Genomic DNA, 17921 nt, shown 5'->3' on the forward strand with positions numbered 1-17921 from the left:
GGAGGGTTTATCAATGTCAAAAAAATTAACACTTACGATGACATTAGCTTTGTCAGCTATGCTAATCGCAGCTTGTGGACAAGGTGACGATAAGAAAGCAAAAGAAGCTGAACAAGAACCGATTGAAATTAAATCAGAAGAGCAAACGACTGCAGATACTGTAGAAAAAGAGCCTGCTAAAGAAAGCACAGCAGCGCAAGAAGACGGGCAAAAAGCTGAAGAAAACACAGCACCTACAGCTTCACCTGAAACAAAAACAGAGGCACCTAAAGAAACTGTGAGCGCTACAGGCACAGCTTCTACACAAATGCCTTACGTCGTTACATTACAAGACGGCTTTACGTTTACAGCTGAAGAGCCTGGTCGTGATCAAATCATTTCAGCAGCAGATAGCGGCTTAAGCATGCGTATTCAAGTAGCTACTACTGAAGAGGATACATTCGCTTCAGTAAAAGACAATGCCATGATGTATATGCAAGCAGTAGGCGAACCTACAGAGCTATCAGCTAATGAATTAGCACCACTAGCGAATGCTACAGGTTGGAAAACAACATTTGATAACGATGTCGTGTACGTTATTGCTTTCGAACAAAATGGTTTAGTCGGTCAGCTAACAATTTATGATAAAGCGAACGCTTCTGCCATCGCTTCATTTTTACAAATGGCCTCAACCATTACAAAAAAATAACGACAAAAATAGGCTACCTCATTTGCTAGGTAGCCTATTTTTTATAGAAATTAATAAGATAAATCTTTAATCGAACGACCAAGCTTTTTTAATAACACAATAGCTTGTTCCTTTTCATCACTATCTAGTGCCCCTAGTAAATCCGCTAGCATTAACTCGTGCTCCGGAAAAACTTTTGCCATAAAAGCTTCTCCTTCTTCGCTAATTTCTGCATACGTTACGCGACGGTCATTAGGACAAGACACGCGGTTTAAATAACCACGCTTTTCTAATTTATCTACAACATACGTAATCGATCCGCTTGCCAATAGGATTTTAGAACCGATTACTTGTAATGGTTGACGGCCTTTATGATATAGCAACTCTAGTACAGCAAACTCCGTAGGATTTACGCCGTTCGCTTGAAAAAATCCGTGTAACTCCTCGTTGATAGCTTTATGCGCACGAGAAAGGACAATGTATAATTTTAGCGATTGCTTTACTTCTTCTGTCGTCAATTTACTCACCTTCTCACTTGTTCATGCTTAACATATTATAGCGACTTTCGAAAAGGATTGTCAAAGTGCCGCATTTTTCTCGATATAGTAACAAAACAGACGAATATGTTGATTGAGTGAGCACTATTTCATTGTTACAATGGATAAGGAGAAAAGGAGATAGATTGATGAAAATTGTTTTAGCTACACTCAATGCCAAATACATTCATACGAACTTAGCACTGCGCTATTTAAAAGTAGCAGTCGCCCCTGAATTTGACCCTGAAATTGCAGAGTATACTATTAAAGATCCTGCTTTTAATATTGTCTCAGATTTATTTCAAAAGAAACCAGACGTTGTAGGCTTTAGTTGCTACATTTGGAATATCGAAGAAACGATTACGGTTGCACGCATGCTACGTACAGTATTACCTAATGTAAAAATCGTACTTGGTGGACCTGAAATATCCTACGACGTACATGATTGGCTACGTCGTCTTGATGGCGTTATTGATTATATTTTAATGAATGAAGGAGAAATCGCCTTTAAGGAATTATTGCGCTATGAAAATGGCGAAATACCGTTAGAAAAGGTACCTAATATTTGCTACCTTGTGGATAATAAAGTAAAGCTCCATCCTCAAGCACCGAAAGTGGACTTGCGCGAAATGCCAAGCCCCTTCCGTCTAGAAGAAGATCGTCCTTTCCTTAGTAAACGTATTCAATATATTGAAACGAGTCGTGGTTGTCCGTTTTCTTGTCAATTTTGCCTATCTTCTATTGAAGTAGGTGTGCGTTACTTTAACCGCGAGAAAATTAAAGATGATATTCGCTACTTAATGGCTAACGGCGCGCGTACGATTAAATTTGTCGACAGAACGTTTAATATTAGCCGTAGCTATGCTATGGAGATGTTCCAATTTTTAATTGACGAGCGTCAACCTGGCGTGGTCTTCCAATTTGAAATTACAGCAGACATTATGCGTCCTGAAGTCATTCAGTTTTTAAATGACAATGCACCAGCCGGGCTTTTCCGCTTTGAAATTGGCGTTCAATCTACAAATGATGAAACGAATGAGCTCGTGAAGCGTCGTCAAAACTTTGAAAAGTTAACACGCACCGTCACGATGGTTAAAAAAGGCGGTAAAATCGACCAGCACCTTGACTTAATTGCAGGACTGCCTGAAGAAGACTATGCAAGCTTCCGTCAAACGTTTAATGACGTTTTTGCGATGCGTCCTGAGGAACTGCAACTTGGCTTCTTAAAACTACTGCGCGGGACAGGTTTACGTCTAGAAGCCGAGAAATATGGCTACACCTATGTTGATGTAGCGCCTTACGAAATCTTCTCAAACAATGTGCTTACTTTTGATGATATCGTACGTATTAAACATGCAGAAGATGTGCTCGAAAAATATTGGAATGACCACCGCATGGATCATACAATCGAATACTTAGTAACCGAAGTATTTGAGACACCATTTGATTTCTTCCAAGACTTTGGTACGTATTGGGAAAATAAAGGTTGGTCACGTATTGGTCACCAGTTAGAAGATTTATTTACGCGCTTACTTGAATTCTTGCACACACGTGAGGATGCACCTATCGCCATCATCACAAGTTTAATGCAACTTGACTTCCTAAGTGCTCATCACTTCCAACCGCGTAAACTTTGGTGGAAAAATGAATTATCAACAGAGGAACGTAAAGCAATTTATGAACGTCTTGATCAAGATGCTCACACAGCAGGCGAAACTTTTGCAAGCTTTGGCATTCACCAGCGTGAATTATTTAAGCATACGCTCGTACTGCCGTTTGCATTTAATGTAACGACTTACTTAACAGAAGGACGTATCGTACCTGAGCGTGCGTATTTACTCACTTACTTCCGTAAAGATGAAGCGCCATTTTTCACTACATTCCATTAAACATACAAAAAGCTACTTGCCGCAGCAAGTAGCTTTTTTGTTAACCTTTCCATTGGGGCAAAACATCTTGCCCCACTCTTCAAACCCTTATATATCAAGGCTTTATGACGCTTACCCAATAATTACGCGTTCTTTGGGATAATGGAATTTCGTCTTTTTCGTTTTACCGCCAAGTGAGTAAAGGAACGAAATAAGACCGACACGTCCAATAAACATTAGTAACATAATTACCACTTTACCTGTTGTCGATAAATCACCTGTAATGCCGAGCGACATACCACACGTACCGAAGGCGGAAGCAATTTCAAAAATGATTTGCATCAATGATGCTTGAGGTTCGGTAATAAGTAAAATAATCGTTGCCACAAGCACCATAAAGATCGCTAAAATAATGACCGCATACGAACGAAATACGTCGATTAAATAAATTTCACGTCCAAACACTTGGATATCTTCTTTACCACGCGCGAACGTAATTAAAAATAATATCGCAATCGCAAAAGTCGTCGTACGAATACCACCACCTACTGAGCTAGGTGAGGCCCCGATAAACATTAAAAAACTAATGAATACGTTAGTTGACTCACTAAATGTTGTTACATCAAACGTCGTAAGCCCTGCTGAGCGGGCTGACACCGAATGAAACATCGCTGAAAACAATGCCTCATGCCACGTCATCCCTTTAAACGATTGAAAAGACTCTAACACAAAAATTACGAGTGCACCTACCACAAATAAAATCGCATACGTTGATGTCGTAATTTTAGTAAATAAACTGAACCGAAAATTCGTTTTGCGGCTGCGTAAATATTGTTTTACTTCTATTAAAACAGGAAAACCAATGGCTCCTAGTGCAATGAGTAACATCGTAATAAACTGTACGAAATAATCATTGTGAAAAGGTAGGAGACTGAGACCTGTAATATCAAAACCACCATTTGTCGTAGCTGAAATTGCACCAAATACCCCTTGGACAACCGCTTCTTGCCATGTATCAAAGTACTTTAAATAATGAATAGACAACACTACCGCACCGAAAAGCTCTATCGCAAATAATATTTTTATAATTTCTCGAATCAAGTTAACAACGCCAGAGATATTGGACTGGTTGTGGTCAATCATAATGAGCTGTCGCTCTCGCATACCGATTTTTTTACCTACGAGCAACCAAATAAATGTACCGAGCGACATAATACCGATAGCGCCTAACTGCAATACAATTAGTAGCATGACAAAGCCGAAAGTCGTATAGGATTCGGCGATTGTAATCGTCGTTAAGCCCGTCACACTTACAGCGCTTACCGCTGTAAACAAACTATCAATTAACGATACTTCAACACCGGGTTGATGCACCCACGGTAAACGAAGTAATAAAAAAGAAATCGACATCGCTATCAAATAATAAGAGACGATTAAACGAAACGGTGTAATTCCTTTCTTCTCTTTCTTCCAGGGCATAACTTAACCTCCTCGCAAAATAAAAGGAAGAACAGCAATAAAACTGTTCTTCCATCAGTATAGCGCATTTTTATCAGACGTTAAGCATTTTTCTCTGCTTTCTTTTTATTTCGTAATCCTGTTAAATAACCGCCCACTGCGATTGCTACTAACACAATCCAAAACGTTGCTTTCCATAGTGTTGAATGTGGGAAGCTTTCTGCAATTAAAGCGACACCAGGGTGCGCAAGCGTTAACACTACTAGCTTAACCCCAACCCATCCGACGATCATAAATGCAGCCGCTTCAAGTGAAGGATAGTCGTTGAGCACTTTCACAAACCACTGTGCTGCAAAACGCATGATGATTAAACCTATTACACCACCGAAGAACATTACTAAAAATTGCCCGCCATTAATGCCACCAATTGAAAAATCCCCTAAATGTGGTAACGTCATTGCAATCGCTACAGCCGCAAGCATCGAGTCAATGGCAAATGCAATATCAGTAATTTCTACTTTTACTACTGTCATCCAAAAACCTGATTCTTTTTTCGGTTTAATATCCGCATTTTCTGTATCTTTATGTTTCCAAATAGCATATAAACTACGAATCGAAATAAATAGTAAATATGCGGCACCAATCGCTTGAATTTGCCAATATTTCACGAGTGTTGCAATTAAAAATAACGCCGCAAATCGAAATACTAATGCACCAATTAAGCCATAAAACAAAGCTTTCTTCTGTTCTTTTTTAGGTAAATGTTTTACCATAACTGCCATTACTATCGCATTGTCAGCGGCTAATAAACCTTCTAATGCAACAAGCACTAATAATACCCAACCATACTCGAGTAATATCGCTTCCATATATAACCACTCCTCTTGTTTTATACAAAACAAAAAGACCCCTGCCTAATAAAAGGCAAAGGTCTTGCTAAACAAGTTAATGTTATTGCATCCGGTGACATTGTCACGTAATGACGAACGCAAAGTAAACGATTGTATCGTTTATAGCTACTCCCCTTTGACATACTGTCAATAAGGTCTATTGAATTGTAAAATTATTATAACATGCTACTACAATGTGTGCAAATTATTTTATTGTGACGCGTCGTTTCCCATCTTTATGCGCCTCATAAAAGGTAATAAGCGTCGGCAATATTTCAATAAAATCAGGGCAATGGATACGACTGTTTTTTAATAGCGCAGTAGCTACCCGCGTATCAAAAGTAGCTTGCCAACTTAAATAATCAATCGCTTGTTGTTCTACACCTAAATATACACGCATTTTTTTATAACGCAATGTTTGCTTAGCTAGCGTTAAAGAAATATGGCCAAAAGGGTATTGACCTGTCATCTCTTTTACCATCGCACGGTACACTTCTTGCATCGGGTGTGGATTAGGGTCGGTGAGGTGCACGGTTTTTCCTTGCGCTTCATCCGTTAATGCTAAGTAATTAGCAGCTTGCACAATATAATCAACAGGGACAATATTAAGGGCGATTTTTGATTTACCAATATACGGGACTGTCGGTAACTTACGCAAACGATCAATTAAATTGAGTATAAAGTAGGGACCATCAAATTTATTCGTCTCCCCCGTTGCCGAATGACCACACACGATACCTGGACGCAAAATAGTAATCGGTAATATCGCCTTACAATGCTCTACTAAACACTCTGCCTCATACTTCGTTGCTTCGTAATGATTTTTAAAACGGAGCGGCTGTATTAAATCATCTTCCTTAATCAAACCTGTGCGCGTACCTGCCACGTAGGCTGTACTAAAATACATATAACGGGTGAGCTGTGGCAATTTTTGTGCGAAGTCATTCACCATCTTTGTGCCGTGGACATTTACACGGTATGCATCTTCTTTAGGCGCAGCTAGGTCATAAATCGCGGCTAAATGCCATACATGCGTAATATGCGCACGCAACGCCTCCATCACCTTATCGTTTATACCTAATTGTGGTTGTGTAATATCGCCTTCTATAATATGAATTTTTTTATGTGGAAAGCGCGTTAATAATGTAGCGGCAGCAACTTCTGCTTGTAAACTATTACATTTTTCTACTAACGTATACACTTCATCACATAAATTTTGTTCAAATGCATCAGCAATTAACCGGCTCGCAATAAAACCGGGAAAACCTGTGTAAAAATAGTTCCTCAACGAAAACATCCCCTTTGCTTCGTTTACTTACGATTCATTTTACGTGTTTCACGATCAAATAGGCTATAAATAATTGGCACGATAAATAAAGTGAAGAACGTAGCACTTAATAGTCCCCCGATAACGACAATGCCCATCGGCTGATTCATCTCGGTGCCTTCTCCAATACCTAAAGCTAAAGGTAAAAGCCCTAAAATCGTAGTTGCCGCTGTCATAATAACGGGGCGCAAACGGTCTTGCGTAGTAATAAGGATAGCCTCATATGACGCAACACCTTGTGCTTTTTTCTGGTTAATATAATCTACAAATACGATCCCATTATTGACGACAATCCCAACTAACACTAGAAGACCGATAACAGCTGTAACACTAATAATCGTGCCTGTTAACAAGAATGCCACCGCTACACCAATTACCATTAGCGGTACGGTAAACATAATAATAAATGGGTATTTAAAGGATTCAAATTGTGCTGCCATTACAAAGTATACGAGTAAAATAGCAACGATTAGCGCCATAATCATATCGTCGATTGCGCTATCGTATAGCTCACGGTCACCGCTGAAAGCAACATCTGTCGAAGCAGGTAACGCTGTATCTGCAATAACTTTGTCCACTTGCTTAGACATGCTACCGAGCGAAGCTGTAGCCGTATACTTTACAAAGAAAGCTACCGCAGCTGTTTGATCAGAACGTCTTATCGATACAGGTCCTTCTTTCACTTCAATCGTCGCAATTTCTTTTAGCGCTACAAAGCTTCCTGCAGGCGAACGAAGTTTCATATCAGCTAATGCCTCGCTATCTTTTGTATAGGCCTCACCAAAGCCAGTCGTTACGAGCAACACTTCATCATCTTCGGTTAAAAGTTGTGTCGTTGTTTGACCACGCGTCATTTGATTTACGGTTTGAGCGATTTGTGCGGGCACAAACCCTAAGTCTTTCGCCGCTTCTTTATCAATTTCAATTTGAATTTCTTCAACTGTATTTTCTAAATCATGCGTTACTTCTAAAATACCAGGTTGCTTAGCTAACGCTTCTTTTAATTGGTCGGCGCTTTGCGCTAAGCGTGTGCGGTTCGTGTCCGTCAAACGGAATGTTAGCTGTTGCGGTGCTGAACCTGATGATGTCGAAATATTAAATTGTACGCTCACATCTTCAGCAATTTCTTTCGCCAAATCTTGCTCTACTTCTTCAGCAAAAGCAAAAATCGTACGCTTGCGCTCACTCGCGGGTTTCATTTTGACATAAAGCTCCGCACGATTCGCTACGCTTTGGCCACGAGAGGCAGCTTCTTGTGTAGCACCGATTAAACTAACATATACATCTACATCTGATTCCTGCTTTAATCGTTCTTCAACTTGAGCGACAACTTTTTTTGTTTCACTTAACGAAGCACCATTTGGTAACTGTACCGCTACCGAAGCAAACCCTTCGTCAGTAGCAGGTAAAAACTCTGTTCCCCTTGTGACAACGACATATAATGAGGCTACAAATAATACAGCTACCGCACTAAGAACAATCGCACGATGGCGGAGCGCTGCTTTTACAACAGCTGTATAGCGTTGATAAAAACGAGATTCGCTACGCACCTCTGTCAGATTTACTGTCTTCGTTTTTAACATGCGGCTTGCAAGCATTGGTACTACGGTTAACGACACCATTAGCGAAGCGAATAAACTAAAGGAAATCGTCAGTGCAAACTCTGTAAAAATTTGGCCAATTAACCCTTCAATAAATAAGACAGGTACGAACACAGCTACCGTTGTTAATGTTGAAGCGGTAATGGCTGTCGCTAACTCTTTCGTCCCTTTTTTAGCCGCTTCAATCGGTGTCTCACCAAGGCCGAGGTGACGTTCGATATTTTCAATGACGACGATAGCGTTGTCTACAAGCATCCCTATGCCTAACGCTAGCGCACCGAGCGTCATAATATTTAAAGAAAAGTCAGCAAAGTACATTAAAACAAACGTTACAATAACTGAATACGGAATGGCTACACCAATAATAATGGGACTCTTAATGCCGCGTAAAAATACGAATAATACGAGCATGGCAAACAGCCCACCGACAATCATCGACTGCCCAATATTAGCAATAGCTATGCGAATATAATCCCCTTGGTCAAATAGTACGTCTGCTTCTACACCTTTATAACGCTCGTCTTCTAAGAGCTTCGTTAATGTCGCTTTAAACTGTTCCGATACTTCTGCTGTATTAGCACCTGATTCTTGTAATACGGACATTAATACGGCCGGACGTTCATTAGCATACGTTTCATTTGTCGCCTTTTGCTCTGCGCGCTCTACTTTCGCAACATCGCTTATCGTAAGCTTTTCACCTGTCATCGGGTTTACTGATACTGTCAGCTGCGCGATATCCTCAGCGGAAGTTAGCGTGCTCATAATGCGCGTAGTTAATAACTGCCCGTCTTTCGTTTCGACTGACTCCCCTGGCAAAGATACATTATTAGCTTGTACAAGCTGCACGATGTCTGCTTGTGTCAATCCTTTTTCTTCTAACTTTTTAGCATCGAGCGTCAATGTAATTTCCTCTACTACTTTACCCGAAATATTAACGCTTGCTACACCTTCTGTACGCAATAACTCTTGCTCAAGCTCCTCGGCAATAATACGAATATCTGTCGTCGTATCTTCTGCACGTAAAGCTAATTGAATGACCGGGAACTGAGCCGGGTCAAACTTTAAAAAGCTCGGCTTACCCGCATCATCTGGTAGCGGTGTCATATCGATGCGCTGCAAAACATCGAGCTGTACATCTTTAATATTTGTCGACCAGTTAAATTCTAAAATAATTAAATTTGAACCTTCTTGTGAGGTGGATTGCACCCGTTCAATACCTGGTAAGGTAGCTAATGTAGCCTCTAATGGCTTCGTCACTTTTTCATTGACTTCCTCTGGGCTAGCACCTGGATAAGACGTGACCACTACACCAATTGGCGGGTTGAGCTCAGGTATTAATGTTACAGGTATTTTCAGTAACGAAATGCCTCCTAGTAAAATGATAAGCAACATGGATACAATCGTTAATGTTGGGCGCTTAATCGAAAAATTACTAATGTTCATCGTGCCAACTCCTTTTTAAAAAAACGCGAATAAGGTCATGCCCAATTCGCGTTTCATTTTTACAATAAGCTATATAATTTAATATGATCGTTTTTATCTGCAAACCAGCGCATTGCAAAGTCGTTTTCAAATAAAAAGACGTAATTTTCGTAGCGGTCATGCACGAGCATACTACGTGTTGAAGACATAGACTCTTTTACATCTTCTTCATTCTCAATCCAACGAGCAATTTTGCTGCCCATCGGTTCCATACGCACTTCAACATTGTATTCATTTTTCATGCGATGCTCAAACACTTCAAATTGTAATTGACCAACCGCACCTAAAATAACTTCCTCTGTATGCAATGTTTTGTAGTATTGGATAGCTCCTTCTTGTACGAGCTGTAAAATCCCTTTATGGAAGTGTTTTGATTTCATGACGTTTTTAGCTGTTACTTTCATAAATAATTCAGGGGTGAACTGCGGCAGTGCTTCAAACTTAAACGTCTTTTTACCACCGACTACGGTATCACCAATTTGGTAGGTCCCTGTATCATATAACCCGATAATATCACCAGCTACCGCTTTATCAACCGTCTCACGATCATCTGCTAAAAACTGTGTAGACTGTGTTACTTTAAATGATTTCCCTGTACGTGACAACGTCATATTCATGCCGCGCTCAAATTCACCTGATACGATACGCACGAAAGCGATACGGTCGCGGTGAGCAGGGTTCATATTGGCTTGAATCTTGAAAATAAAGCCCGAAAACTCTTTTGTTTCTACTGGGTCAACAATTGTTTCTTCTTGCGTTAAACGTGGCTGTGGCATCGGCGCAAACTTTAAATACGTCTCTAAAAATGTTTGAACGCCAAAGTTTGTTAAAGCTGAACCGAAAAATACAGGTGTTAGCTCACCACGACGAATTTTCTCTTCAGAAAAGTCATTCCCCGCTTCATCAAGCAACATAATATCTTCCATAGCTTGCGTATAATATGATGTTTTTTTCATATCATTTTCTACCGCTAATTCACCATTTTCGTCTAAAGGTAAGAAGCGCGCCTCCTCATCCGTACGGAACTGTTCGATACGCTTATTATAACGGTCGTAAATGCCTAAAAACTCCTTACCCATACCGATTGGCCAGTTCATCGCATACGACTGAATGCCAAGCACTTCTTCTAATTCTTCCATTAACTCTAGTGGTTCTTTACCTTGGCGGTCTAACTTGTTAATAAACGTAAAAATAGGAATACCGCGCATACGACAAACTTTAAATAGTTTTAACGTTTGTACCTCGATACCTTTAGCTGCATCGACTACCATGACAGCACTATCTACTGCCATCAATGTACGGTACGTATCTTCCGAGAAGTCTTGGTGACCAGGTGTATCTAAAATATTGACGCGGCAACCTTCAAAATCAAACTGCATAACTGAAGATGTGACAGAAATACCACGTTGTTTTTCAATTTCCATCCAGTCAGATGTCGCAAACTTGCCAGACTTTTTACCTTTGACTGTACCAGCGTCGCGAATCGCGCCACCAAAGTACAACATTTTTTCTGTAATGGTTGTTTTCCCTGCGTCAGGGTGAGAGATAATCGCAAAAGTGCGACGTGATTCAATTTCTTGTTTTAAGTTCGTCATGAGTAAGTAATCTCCTTTTCCTATCTCAACTATCATAAAAATTTTTTATTGGGCTGACAACTGTTTTCACAATTTGTCCAATTAAAAAAGGAGGGACGCGCCCTCCTTCCTCACACGTTAAATTTCTTCATACCCGCTTCAACTGCAATTTCTGCATCGCTATGTGGGTATTTGGTATTTTCGATAATTTGGAAGTCTTCGTGCCCTTTACCTGCAAAAATTATCATATCGCCAGGCTCGGCTACTTCTATAGCATGGCATACAGCTTCTGCACGATCTCCGATACAAGCAAAGTTTTCATGCGTCATACCTTTAGCTAAATCGCCTGTGATGCTGTCATATTCTTCGTAACGTGGATCATCAGTCGTTAAAATAACATATTCTGCACGCGAAGCTTTTTCAGCCATTGCAGGGCGTTTTGATTTATCACGATTGCCACCTGTCCCGACTAAGAAAATTATTTTACCTTGTTTGTAAGGCTCGGCCGCCTGAATGGCTTTTTCAATCGCATCAGGCGTATGCGCATAGTCAATAAAAATTTCAATAGGTAAGTCACTCGGCACTTTTTCCATGCGCCCTTTAACCGGTGGTAATAATTCGATATGTTCGATAATTTGCTCAATCGCATGACCGCGCGCATAAAATGTTGTAGCCGCAGCCAGTACATTATAGACGTTAAAATCACCGAGTAAATTCATCGTTACCGGGAAGATGCCTTCTGGTGTATGCATATCAAAATGCGTTTTAAAGTTTTCGTAAGAGCAGTTGCTCGCTTTAAAATCTGCGCGTTCACTTGTAAAACCGTAACGCCAAACAGGAAACGGTGTCATTTTAGCGTAGCGCTCTGCCCAAGGGTCGTCGGCGTTCAATACAACGTATTTATTTTTCTCGAGGTCTTGACCAAGTTGTGAGAATAATAAACCTTTCGCTTGTCCGTAGTCTTCCATTGTACCGTGGAAATCTAAATGGTCATGCGTTAAATTCGTAAAGATGGCAACGTCATAGTCAACGCCGGCTAAACGGCCTAAAGCTAGTCCGTGTGAAGATACTTCCATCGTCATTACACGACAGCCTTCCATTTTAGCGCGGAAAATCATTTGCTGTGTACTGAGAGCATCACTCGTCGTATTAGCTGACTCGTATAAAATCCCGTTTAAGTTAAAACCAATCGTACCTGTTAACGCGGATTTTGTACCCATGCTCTGCAACATATTTTGAATAATGCCTGTGACCGAAGTTTTGCCGTTTGTTCCTGTTACCCCAATCATAAACATATCTTGTGAAGGGTAATCGTAAAATTTAGCGGCCAGTAAACCTAGGGCACGTGTCGTATCGCGTACGACTACTTGTGTTACCCCTTTTGGTAGCGTTAATTCTCGCTCTGTCACAATAATTGTCGCACCCGCTTCAATTGCTTGCTCAGCATAATCGTGTCCATCTACAGTATAACCTTTAATACAAATAAACATGCTATCTTGCTGGACTGCGCGCGAGTCAATTACAATTTCTGTGACATGCGCTGGCACTTCACCAATGACACGTTTAACCGGTAACATGTTTAATAATTCGCCTGCATACATTGTTCGTTCCTCCATTTCACATAGTAAGGCTATGTGTCACTTCTTTTCTTATCATCATAACAAAATTTTCGTTTTCTTGATACTGTTGAATCGTGTATGATTAGTGTCATCATACAAAAGGAGTCACCTATGGATCAAAATACGTTTTTAGCAAATCGTAATAAGCTTTTTTTACATTTGTATATCATTGGAATTGCTGGCTATATTGTCGCCTTTTGGTTAGATATTTTTCCATTTTTTAAGCGCCTTCCTTATGAAGGTATCGTCTTTGCCGCAATTGCAATCGGGCTTTGCTACAGTAAAATTTCACCTAAGGCGATGCAAATTACGTTATTAGTTGGCGGCAATATTGCTATGGTAATTTTTAATTACTACAACTGCCACTATATCGGCATTACATGGTGTGTGTTATTTATTTTACTCGCATCTGTGTATGAGTCGATTCATATTAATATTGCCGTATCTTTTGCAGCGATTATTGAGAGTATTATTTTACTCAAGCTATTGCCGCAAAAAATTACATTAGAAATTACATCGGTTTATTATTTATTATTCACGCTATCATTAATGACTATTTTAGCTTGCTTACAATTTTACTTATTAAAGCGCTCATGGCGTTCTATGGAAGTTATGCAGGACTCTAAAGAGAAGCAACTCGCTTGGAGCGACGCTTACTTAGAGCTCTTCTTTAACTCAGCGAAAGATAGCATTGCAGTGTTTGATTTAAACGGGCGCATTATTCAAGTAAACCCCGCCTTTGAAGAGTTATATGGCTGGAAGCGCGAGGAATGCATCGGCAAAATTTTGCCACTCGTGCCCCACGAAAATGAATTGGCGGCTAAAATACGCCAAAAAGGCTTAATGAAAGGCGAAAGTTATTCACTGCTCGAAACGCAAGATCAACGTAAAGACGGTAGCTATTTCGATGCGCAAATTTCTTTATCGCCGATTTTAAATGAACAAGGTGAAGTTATGGCGACCTCTGTCATTTCTCGCGATATTTCTTACCAAAAAGAAAATGAACGCTTAATCGTTGAAACAGAAAAATTAAATCTAGCTGGCGAATTAGCCGCGGGGCTCGCACATGAAATTCGCAATCCTATGACGGTGATCTCTGGCTTTATTCAGATGATGAGCGCGGATACGGCGTCGCCTTACCATACGCACTATGCCACGATAAAAAAAGAAATCGAACGCGTCGATTTAATTATTGAAGAGTTTTTAATTTTATCCACACCACAGGCACTTGCAATAACGCCTTTTTATTTAGATGAGGTATTGCAAGAAACATGCGATTTTTTAACGCTATCATTTGAGCGTCATGCCATTGATTTTGAACTACAGTGCGAATTAGCATATTGCAAGGTGCAAGGCAATGCCAATCAAATTAAACAAGTGCTACTTAACCTATTAAAAAATGCGATTGAAGCATTAGAACATAGCACACATAAAAAAATTACCGCTCGCCTTTATAAAAAACAAAATACGCTTCGCATCGCTATTACGGATACCGGTTGCGGCATTGACGAGCAAACTTTACAACATATTTTCAGCCCTTTTTATACGACGAAACCTTCAGGCACTGGCTTAGGCATGATCATTACTAATAAAATTATGCAAGAGCATGGCGGACAAGTGCTCATTGAAAGCGTCGTTGACGTAGGTACGACAATTACTATCGTCTTTCAACTACCACAATAACTATAGTAAAACGCATGGTACCGAAAAAGCTTAGGTGCCATGCGTTTTTTAGATGAGCTAATTGCCGTTCACTTTATTATTTTCTTTACTAAAGCTAAACGATTATTATAAGGCGGAAAGACAAGGTTTGGTTCAATTTTCGTAGATTTTTGATAGATTGATTTAGCATGGGTAAAGTTTTCGAAACTCGCCTTGCCGTGGTAACTGTTAACACCAGATGGCCCTACGCCACCGAATGGTAACGCCGTACTACCTACATGCGTTAACGTATCATTAATGCAACCTCCGCCAAACGGCAACGCTTCTAAAAAGTATTGTTGTGCCACTCGTTGCTCCGAAAAGAAATAAGCTGCTAGCGGCTTTGGTTTCGTCGCCACTTCTGCTAAAGCTACTTTTACATCGTCAAAAATAATAATCGGTAACAACGGTCCAAAAATTTCATCTTGCATAATAGGGTCCGAAAAATTTACATCATACAATAATGTCGGTGCCATATAGCACTGCGCTCTATCATATGCACCGCCATGCACCACTTGCTGTTGTTGTGCTTGCAATAAAGCGCTCAGCCTATCCAAATGGCGCGTATTAATAATACGGCCGTAGTCTTTACTCTTTTCTGGGTGTTTGCCATAAAAACGTGTAAGTGCCTTCTTACAGGCGTTCACAAATTCATCTGCTATGCTACGGTGCACTAACACATAGTCAGGTGCAACACAAGTTTGTCCCGCATTCGTAAATTTCCCCCAAACAATACGCTTAGCTGCCAACGCAATTTTAGCGGTATGATCTACAATCGCTGGAGATTTACCCCCTAGCTCGAGGGCAATTGGTGTTAAGCGTTCAGCTGCAGCACGCGCTACAATTTTACCTACCGCTACACTTCCGGTGAAGAAGATGTAGTCAACAGGTGCATAAATGAGTGTTTGTACCGTTTCTTTAGCACCTTCTACTACAGCTACATACGTTGGTGCAAACGTCTCTTCGATAATCACGCGCACAATTTTTGTAGTAGCAGGTGTCATTTCGGATGGTTTAACGATTGCCGTATTACCTCCGACAATAGCGCCAATTAATGGCTCCATCACAAGTTGAAATGGATAGTTAAATGGTGCAATAATAGCTACTACGCCGTAAGGTTCACGCACGATAAAGCTTTTACCTGGTTGCAAATGTAATGGTGTTGGCACAACTTCTTTTTTCGCCCAATCATCCACATGTTGTATCATATACGAAATGCTATCAAGCACCAATCCGACTTCTGTTGTGTAGGCCTCAAAAGCACTTTTGTGTAAGTCTTCATATAAAGCAGCTAAAATTTCAGGTTCATGGCGCACGATGCTATCTTTTAACTGTTGGAGTTGCTGCTTACGAAAAGCGATATCTCGCGTAGCGCCACTTAAATAGTAGCGTCGCTGTTGTGTAATAAGCTGTTGCACAAAATCACCCTCACTTTTGTAAAATAGTTTGCGGCTCACAAGCTTCAAACGTGCCAAAGGTGGCCGGTGCTTCTAGTGTATCACCTTTTAACATAACTACTGCTTCATTAAGCCCTGCTTGACATGCAGTAAATGTGTTTTGTTGCCCATCTACTGTACATGCATACGCATCAATCGCTGCGCCTCCAATACGCGAAGTACACGTTGTAAACGTATTATTTTTCAGTTGCGCTGTCGCTTCATACATATGAATAGCACCGCTCATTTCAGCGCGCGTCTCATTAAAAGTACAGCCTTCAATAAGCATCGTAACACGCGTTACTTTACGTGCCGGACGGAAGCCGAAGAAACTACGGGCCTTCATATGGCTCGCCTCTGTCCCTGCCACATACATCGCGCCACCTTTACCTAAACTTGAACAATGCTCAAACGTGCAATCTCGCACAATAAAATGCTCACTATTCGTAAAATAAAGTGCACCGCCACGCGCTTCATCAAAACATTTTTCAAACGTGCAACCTTCTAACGTAACTTGCGCATTGTCCATCTGTATGGCACGCACATTATTAGCGCCATGAAATGTTACATCTTGCAATGTAAGTGCACCGACATTGCGGATTGATAACATCGTTTGATTAGCATCCATTGACGCTTGTAACGTAGCGCCGTCCGCTTTTATTACCCCGCCGTCTACAATAATTGACGCGCCATCTAAAAACGTAACCGTCATGCCATTTAAATCAAGCTCTGCTCCTTGACCTACGGTAACTTCCCCTTGCAAGACAGTTGCATACGTTAACTTACGCTTTTGTCCTGTAAATAATGACATTGTCGTTAAGCGTTCTTCATAGACGAAACCTGGCAAGAAGTAGCTGAGAGCATCTAATGGCACAGCCACTTCTTGTTCAAACGCCGCTTGCACTACTTTATTAGCTACTTCTTGATCTTGACGTAACATAGCCATGCGGAAATTACGCACAAAATGTACTTCTGCGTAATTAAGTCGTAACAATTCTTCAAATAGTACGAGAAATGCTTGTTCTTTTTCCGTAATTTTGCGGTCTTGTTGCGCATAAGCATACAAGTCGAGCATAAATACAAGCTTTTGCATAGGCTCATGGAGTACGTTTAAAATATTATGTACGAGCGCGTCTTCTGCAGCCATCGCCTGTTGAATCGCTAACTTGGCAAATGTTTCTTTAATTTCTAACGCTTCTAACTGTTTATGTAACTCATCCTTTGCCATCTCACTCGGATAACCATCGACACATAGCAGCATCGTATAACCTGTAATATACGTCTTTTTAAAACGTACGCTTTCTTCGGCAAAAGGATGTTTATGATGAAACAATTGTTCTTTGATTCGTTGTAAATTATCTAATATGGACATATCGTCGCCTCCTCTTTGTTATATCGGTTACCTTACCTTCGTTTATAGATGGAATTTTCGCTCTTTTTAGCGTATACTAAAGGCAATACCATGATAGGAGTTGATAGTGATGACACAAAAGAAAAGCACACGACCAAACATCATGATTGACTACAAGCAACGCATGTCTAAACAAGAGGTAGCTACATTTTTACGCACGATTGCCGATAAGCTCGATGAAGACGGTAAGTTCACGCTAACACAAGGTGACAAGACTCACGAAGTAGAGCCAGCAGCTTCACCTTTACTAGAAGTTGAATATCGTGAACGTAACGGCAAATATAAATTTGAAATTGAACTTGAGTGGCGCCCGAATGATACAAAGCGTAGCTTAACAATTGAATAACAATG

At 40.5% G+C, this 17921-nt stretch carries 13 protein-coding genes; 4 read left to right on the forward strand and 9 right to left on the reverse strand.

Going from position 1 to position 17921, the window contains the following annotated elements; all coding sequences use genetic code 11:
- Nucleotides 1–13 precede the first annotated feature (13 nt).
- On the forward strand, nucleotides 14–688 hold the full coding sequence (locus DDE80_RS03140; protein WP_108306232.1) for a hypothetical protein: 675 nt from the start codon (nucleotides 14–16) through the stop codon (nucleotides 686–688).
- 50 nt (nucleotides 689–738) lie between these two features.
- On the opposite strand, the gene DDE80_RS03145 is transcribed toward DDE80_RS03140, so the two are convergent.
- Nucleotides 739–1185, reverse strand: a complete 447-nt coding sequence (locus tag DDE80_RS03145) for a MarR family winged helix-turn-helix transcriptional regulator (protein ID WP_108306233.1) — start codon at nucleotides 1183–1185, stop codon at nucleotides 739–741.
- A 167-nt stretch (nucleotides 1186–1352) separates the two neighbouring features.
- On the opposite strand from DDE80_RS03145, the gene DDE80_RS03150 reads away from it, so the two are divergent.
- Complete coding sequence (locus tag DDE80_RS03150; RefSeq protein ID WP_108306234.1) at nucleotides 1353–3092, forward strand: B12-binding domain-containing radical SAM protein; 1740 nt, start codon at nucleotides 1353–1355, stop codon at nucleotides 3090–3092.
- Nucleotides 3093–3203: 111 nt separating this feature from the next.
- Here the strand turns inward: DDE80_RS03150 and DDE80_RS03155 are convergent, their stop codons facing one another.
- The 6 genes from DDE80_RS03155 to DDE80_RS03180 all read right to left on the reverse strand — a co-directional run bounded on the left by DDE80_RS03155 (nucleotide 3204) and on the right by DDE80_RS03180 (nucleotide 13004).
- Nucleotides 3204–4550, reverse strand: coding sequence for a TrkH family potassium uptake protein (locus DDE80_RS03155; RefSeq protein WP_108306235.1), 1347 nt, complete (start codon nucleotides 4548–4550; stop codon nucleotides 3204–3206).
- An 80-nt stretch (nucleotides 4551–4630) separates the two neighbouring features.
- Entirely contained in the window at nucleotides 4631–5398 is a 768-nt protein-coding gene (locus tag DDE80_RS03160; protein WP_108306236.1) for a TerC family protein, read from the reverse strand.
- Nucleotides 5399–5624: 226 nt separating this feature from the next.
- On the reverse strand, nucleotides 5625–6716 hold the full coding sequence (locus DDE80_RS03165) for an SDR family oxidoreductase (protein WP_427901790.1): 1092 nt from the start codon (nucleotides 6714–6716) through the stop codon (nucleotides 5625–5627).
- 14 nt (nucleotides 6717–6730) lie between these two features.
- Nucleotides 6731–9790 (reverse strand): efflux RND transporter permease subunit, encoded by a 3060-nt coding sequence (locus DDE80_RS03170; RefSeq protein WP_108306238.1) that lies wholly within the window; start codon nucleotides 9788–9790, stop codon nucleotides 6731–6733.
- Between the two features lie 59 nt (nucleotides 9791–9849).
- Nucleotides 9850–11424 carry a peptide chain release factor 3 gene (locus DDE80_RS03175; protein WP_201261486.1) on the reverse strand — a complete coding sequence of 525 codons (1575 nt, stop codon included), beginning with the start codon at nucleotides 11422–11424 and terminating at the stop codon, nucleotides 9850–9852.
- Nucleotides 11425–11534: 110 nt separating this feature from the next.
- Nucleotides 11535–13004, reverse strand: coding sequence for a UDP-N-acetylmuramoyl-L-alanyl-D-glutamate--2,6-diaminopimelate ligase (locus tag DDE80_RS03180; RefSeq protein WP_108306240.1), 1470 nt, complete (start codon nucleotides 13002–13004; stop codon nucleotides 11535–11537).
- A 129-nt stretch (nucleotides 13005–13133) separates the two neighbouring features.
- Between DDE80_RS03180 and DDE80_RS03185 the strand changes: the two genes are divergently transcribed.
- On the forward strand, nucleotides 13134–14705 hold the full coding sequence (locus DDE80_RS03185; RefSeq protein WP_161952257.1) for a two-component system sensor histidine kinase NtrB: 1572 nt from the start codon (nucleotides 13134–13136) through the stop codon (nucleotides 14703–14705).
- A 68-nt stretch (nucleotides 14706–14773) separates the two neighbouring features.
- Here DDE80_RS03185 and DDE80_RS03190 read toward each other — a convergent pair whose 3' ends face one another.
- The gene (locus DDE80_RS03190; RefSeq protein ID WP_235612263.1) at nucleotides 14774–16141 is read right to left on the reverse strand and encodes an aldehyde dehydrogenase; all 1368 of its coding nucleotides are present in this window, start codon (nucleotides 16139–16141) and stop codon (nucleotides 14774–14776) included.
- 10 nt (nucleotides 16142–16151) lie between these two features.
- Nucleotides 16152–17531 (reverse strand): right-handed parallel beta-helix repeat-containing protein, encoded by a 1380-nt coding sequence (locus DDE80_RS03195; RefSeq protein WP_108306242.1) that lies wholly within the window; start codon nucleotides 17529–17531, stop codon nucleotides 16152–16154.
- Between the two features lie 109 nt (nucleotides 17532–17640).
- Here DDE80_RS03195 and DDE80_RS03200 point away from each other — a divergent pair, with 109 nt between their 5' ends.
- A complete protein-coding gene (locus tag DDE80_RS03200; RefSeq protein WP_108306243.1) occupies nucleotides 17641–17916 on the forward strand; it encodes an amphi-Trp domain-containing protein in 276 nt (91 codons plus the stop codon).
- Nucleotides 17917–17921 lie beyond the last annotated feature (5 nt).

This window comes from Metalysinibacillus jejuensis, from assembly GCF_003057615.1.
GTDB lineage: Bacteria > Bacillota > Bacilli > Bacillales_A > Planococcaceae > Metalysinibacillus > Metalysinibacillus jejuensis.

Bases quoted from the DNA above. Each gene is read 5' to 3' on its own strand.
- DDE80_RS03140 (WP_108306232.1), top strand. From the start codon at position 14: ATGTCAAAAAAATTAACACTTACGATGACATTAGCTTTGTCAGCTATG.
- DDE80_RS03150 (WP_108306234.1), top strand. From the start codon at position 1,353: ATGAAAATTGTTTTAGCTACACTCAATGCCAAATACATTCATACGAAC.
- DDE80_RS03155 (WP_108306235.1), bottom strand. From the start codon at position 4,550: ATGCCCTGGAAGAAAGAGAAGAAAGGAATTACACCGTTTCGTTTAATC.
- DDE80_RS03160 (WP_108306236.1), bottom strand. From the start codon at position 5,398: ATGGAAGCGATATTACTCGAGTATGGTTGGGTATTATTAGTGCTTGTT.
- DDE80_RS03165 (WP_427901790.1), bottom strand. From the start codon at position 6,716: ATGTTTTCGTTGAGGAACTATTTTTACACAGGTTTTCCCGGTTTTATT.
- DDE80_RS03170 (WP_108306238.1), bottom strand. From the start codon at position 9,790: ATGAACATTAGTAATTTTTCGATTAAGCGCCCAACATTAACGATTGTA.
- DDE80_RS03175 (WP_201261486.1), bottom strand. From the start codon at position 11,424: ATGACGAACTTAAAACAAGAAATTGAATCACGTCGCACTTTTGCGATT.
- DDE80_RS03180 (WP_108306240.1), bottom strand. From the start codon at position 13,004: ATGTATGCAGGCGAATTATTAAACATGTTACCGGTTAAACGTGTCATT.
- DDE80_RS03185 (WP_161952257.1), top strand. From the start codon at position 13,134: ATGGATCAAAATACGTTTTTAGCAAATCGTAATAAGCTTTTTTTACAT.
- DDE80_RS03195 (WP_108306242.1), bottom strand. From the start codon at position 17,531: ATGTCCATATTAGATAATTTACAACGAATCAAAGAACAATTGTTTCAT.
- DDE80_RS03200 (WP_108306243.1), top strand. From the start codon at position 17,641: ATGACACAAAAGAAAAGCACACGACCAAACATCATGATTGACTACAAG.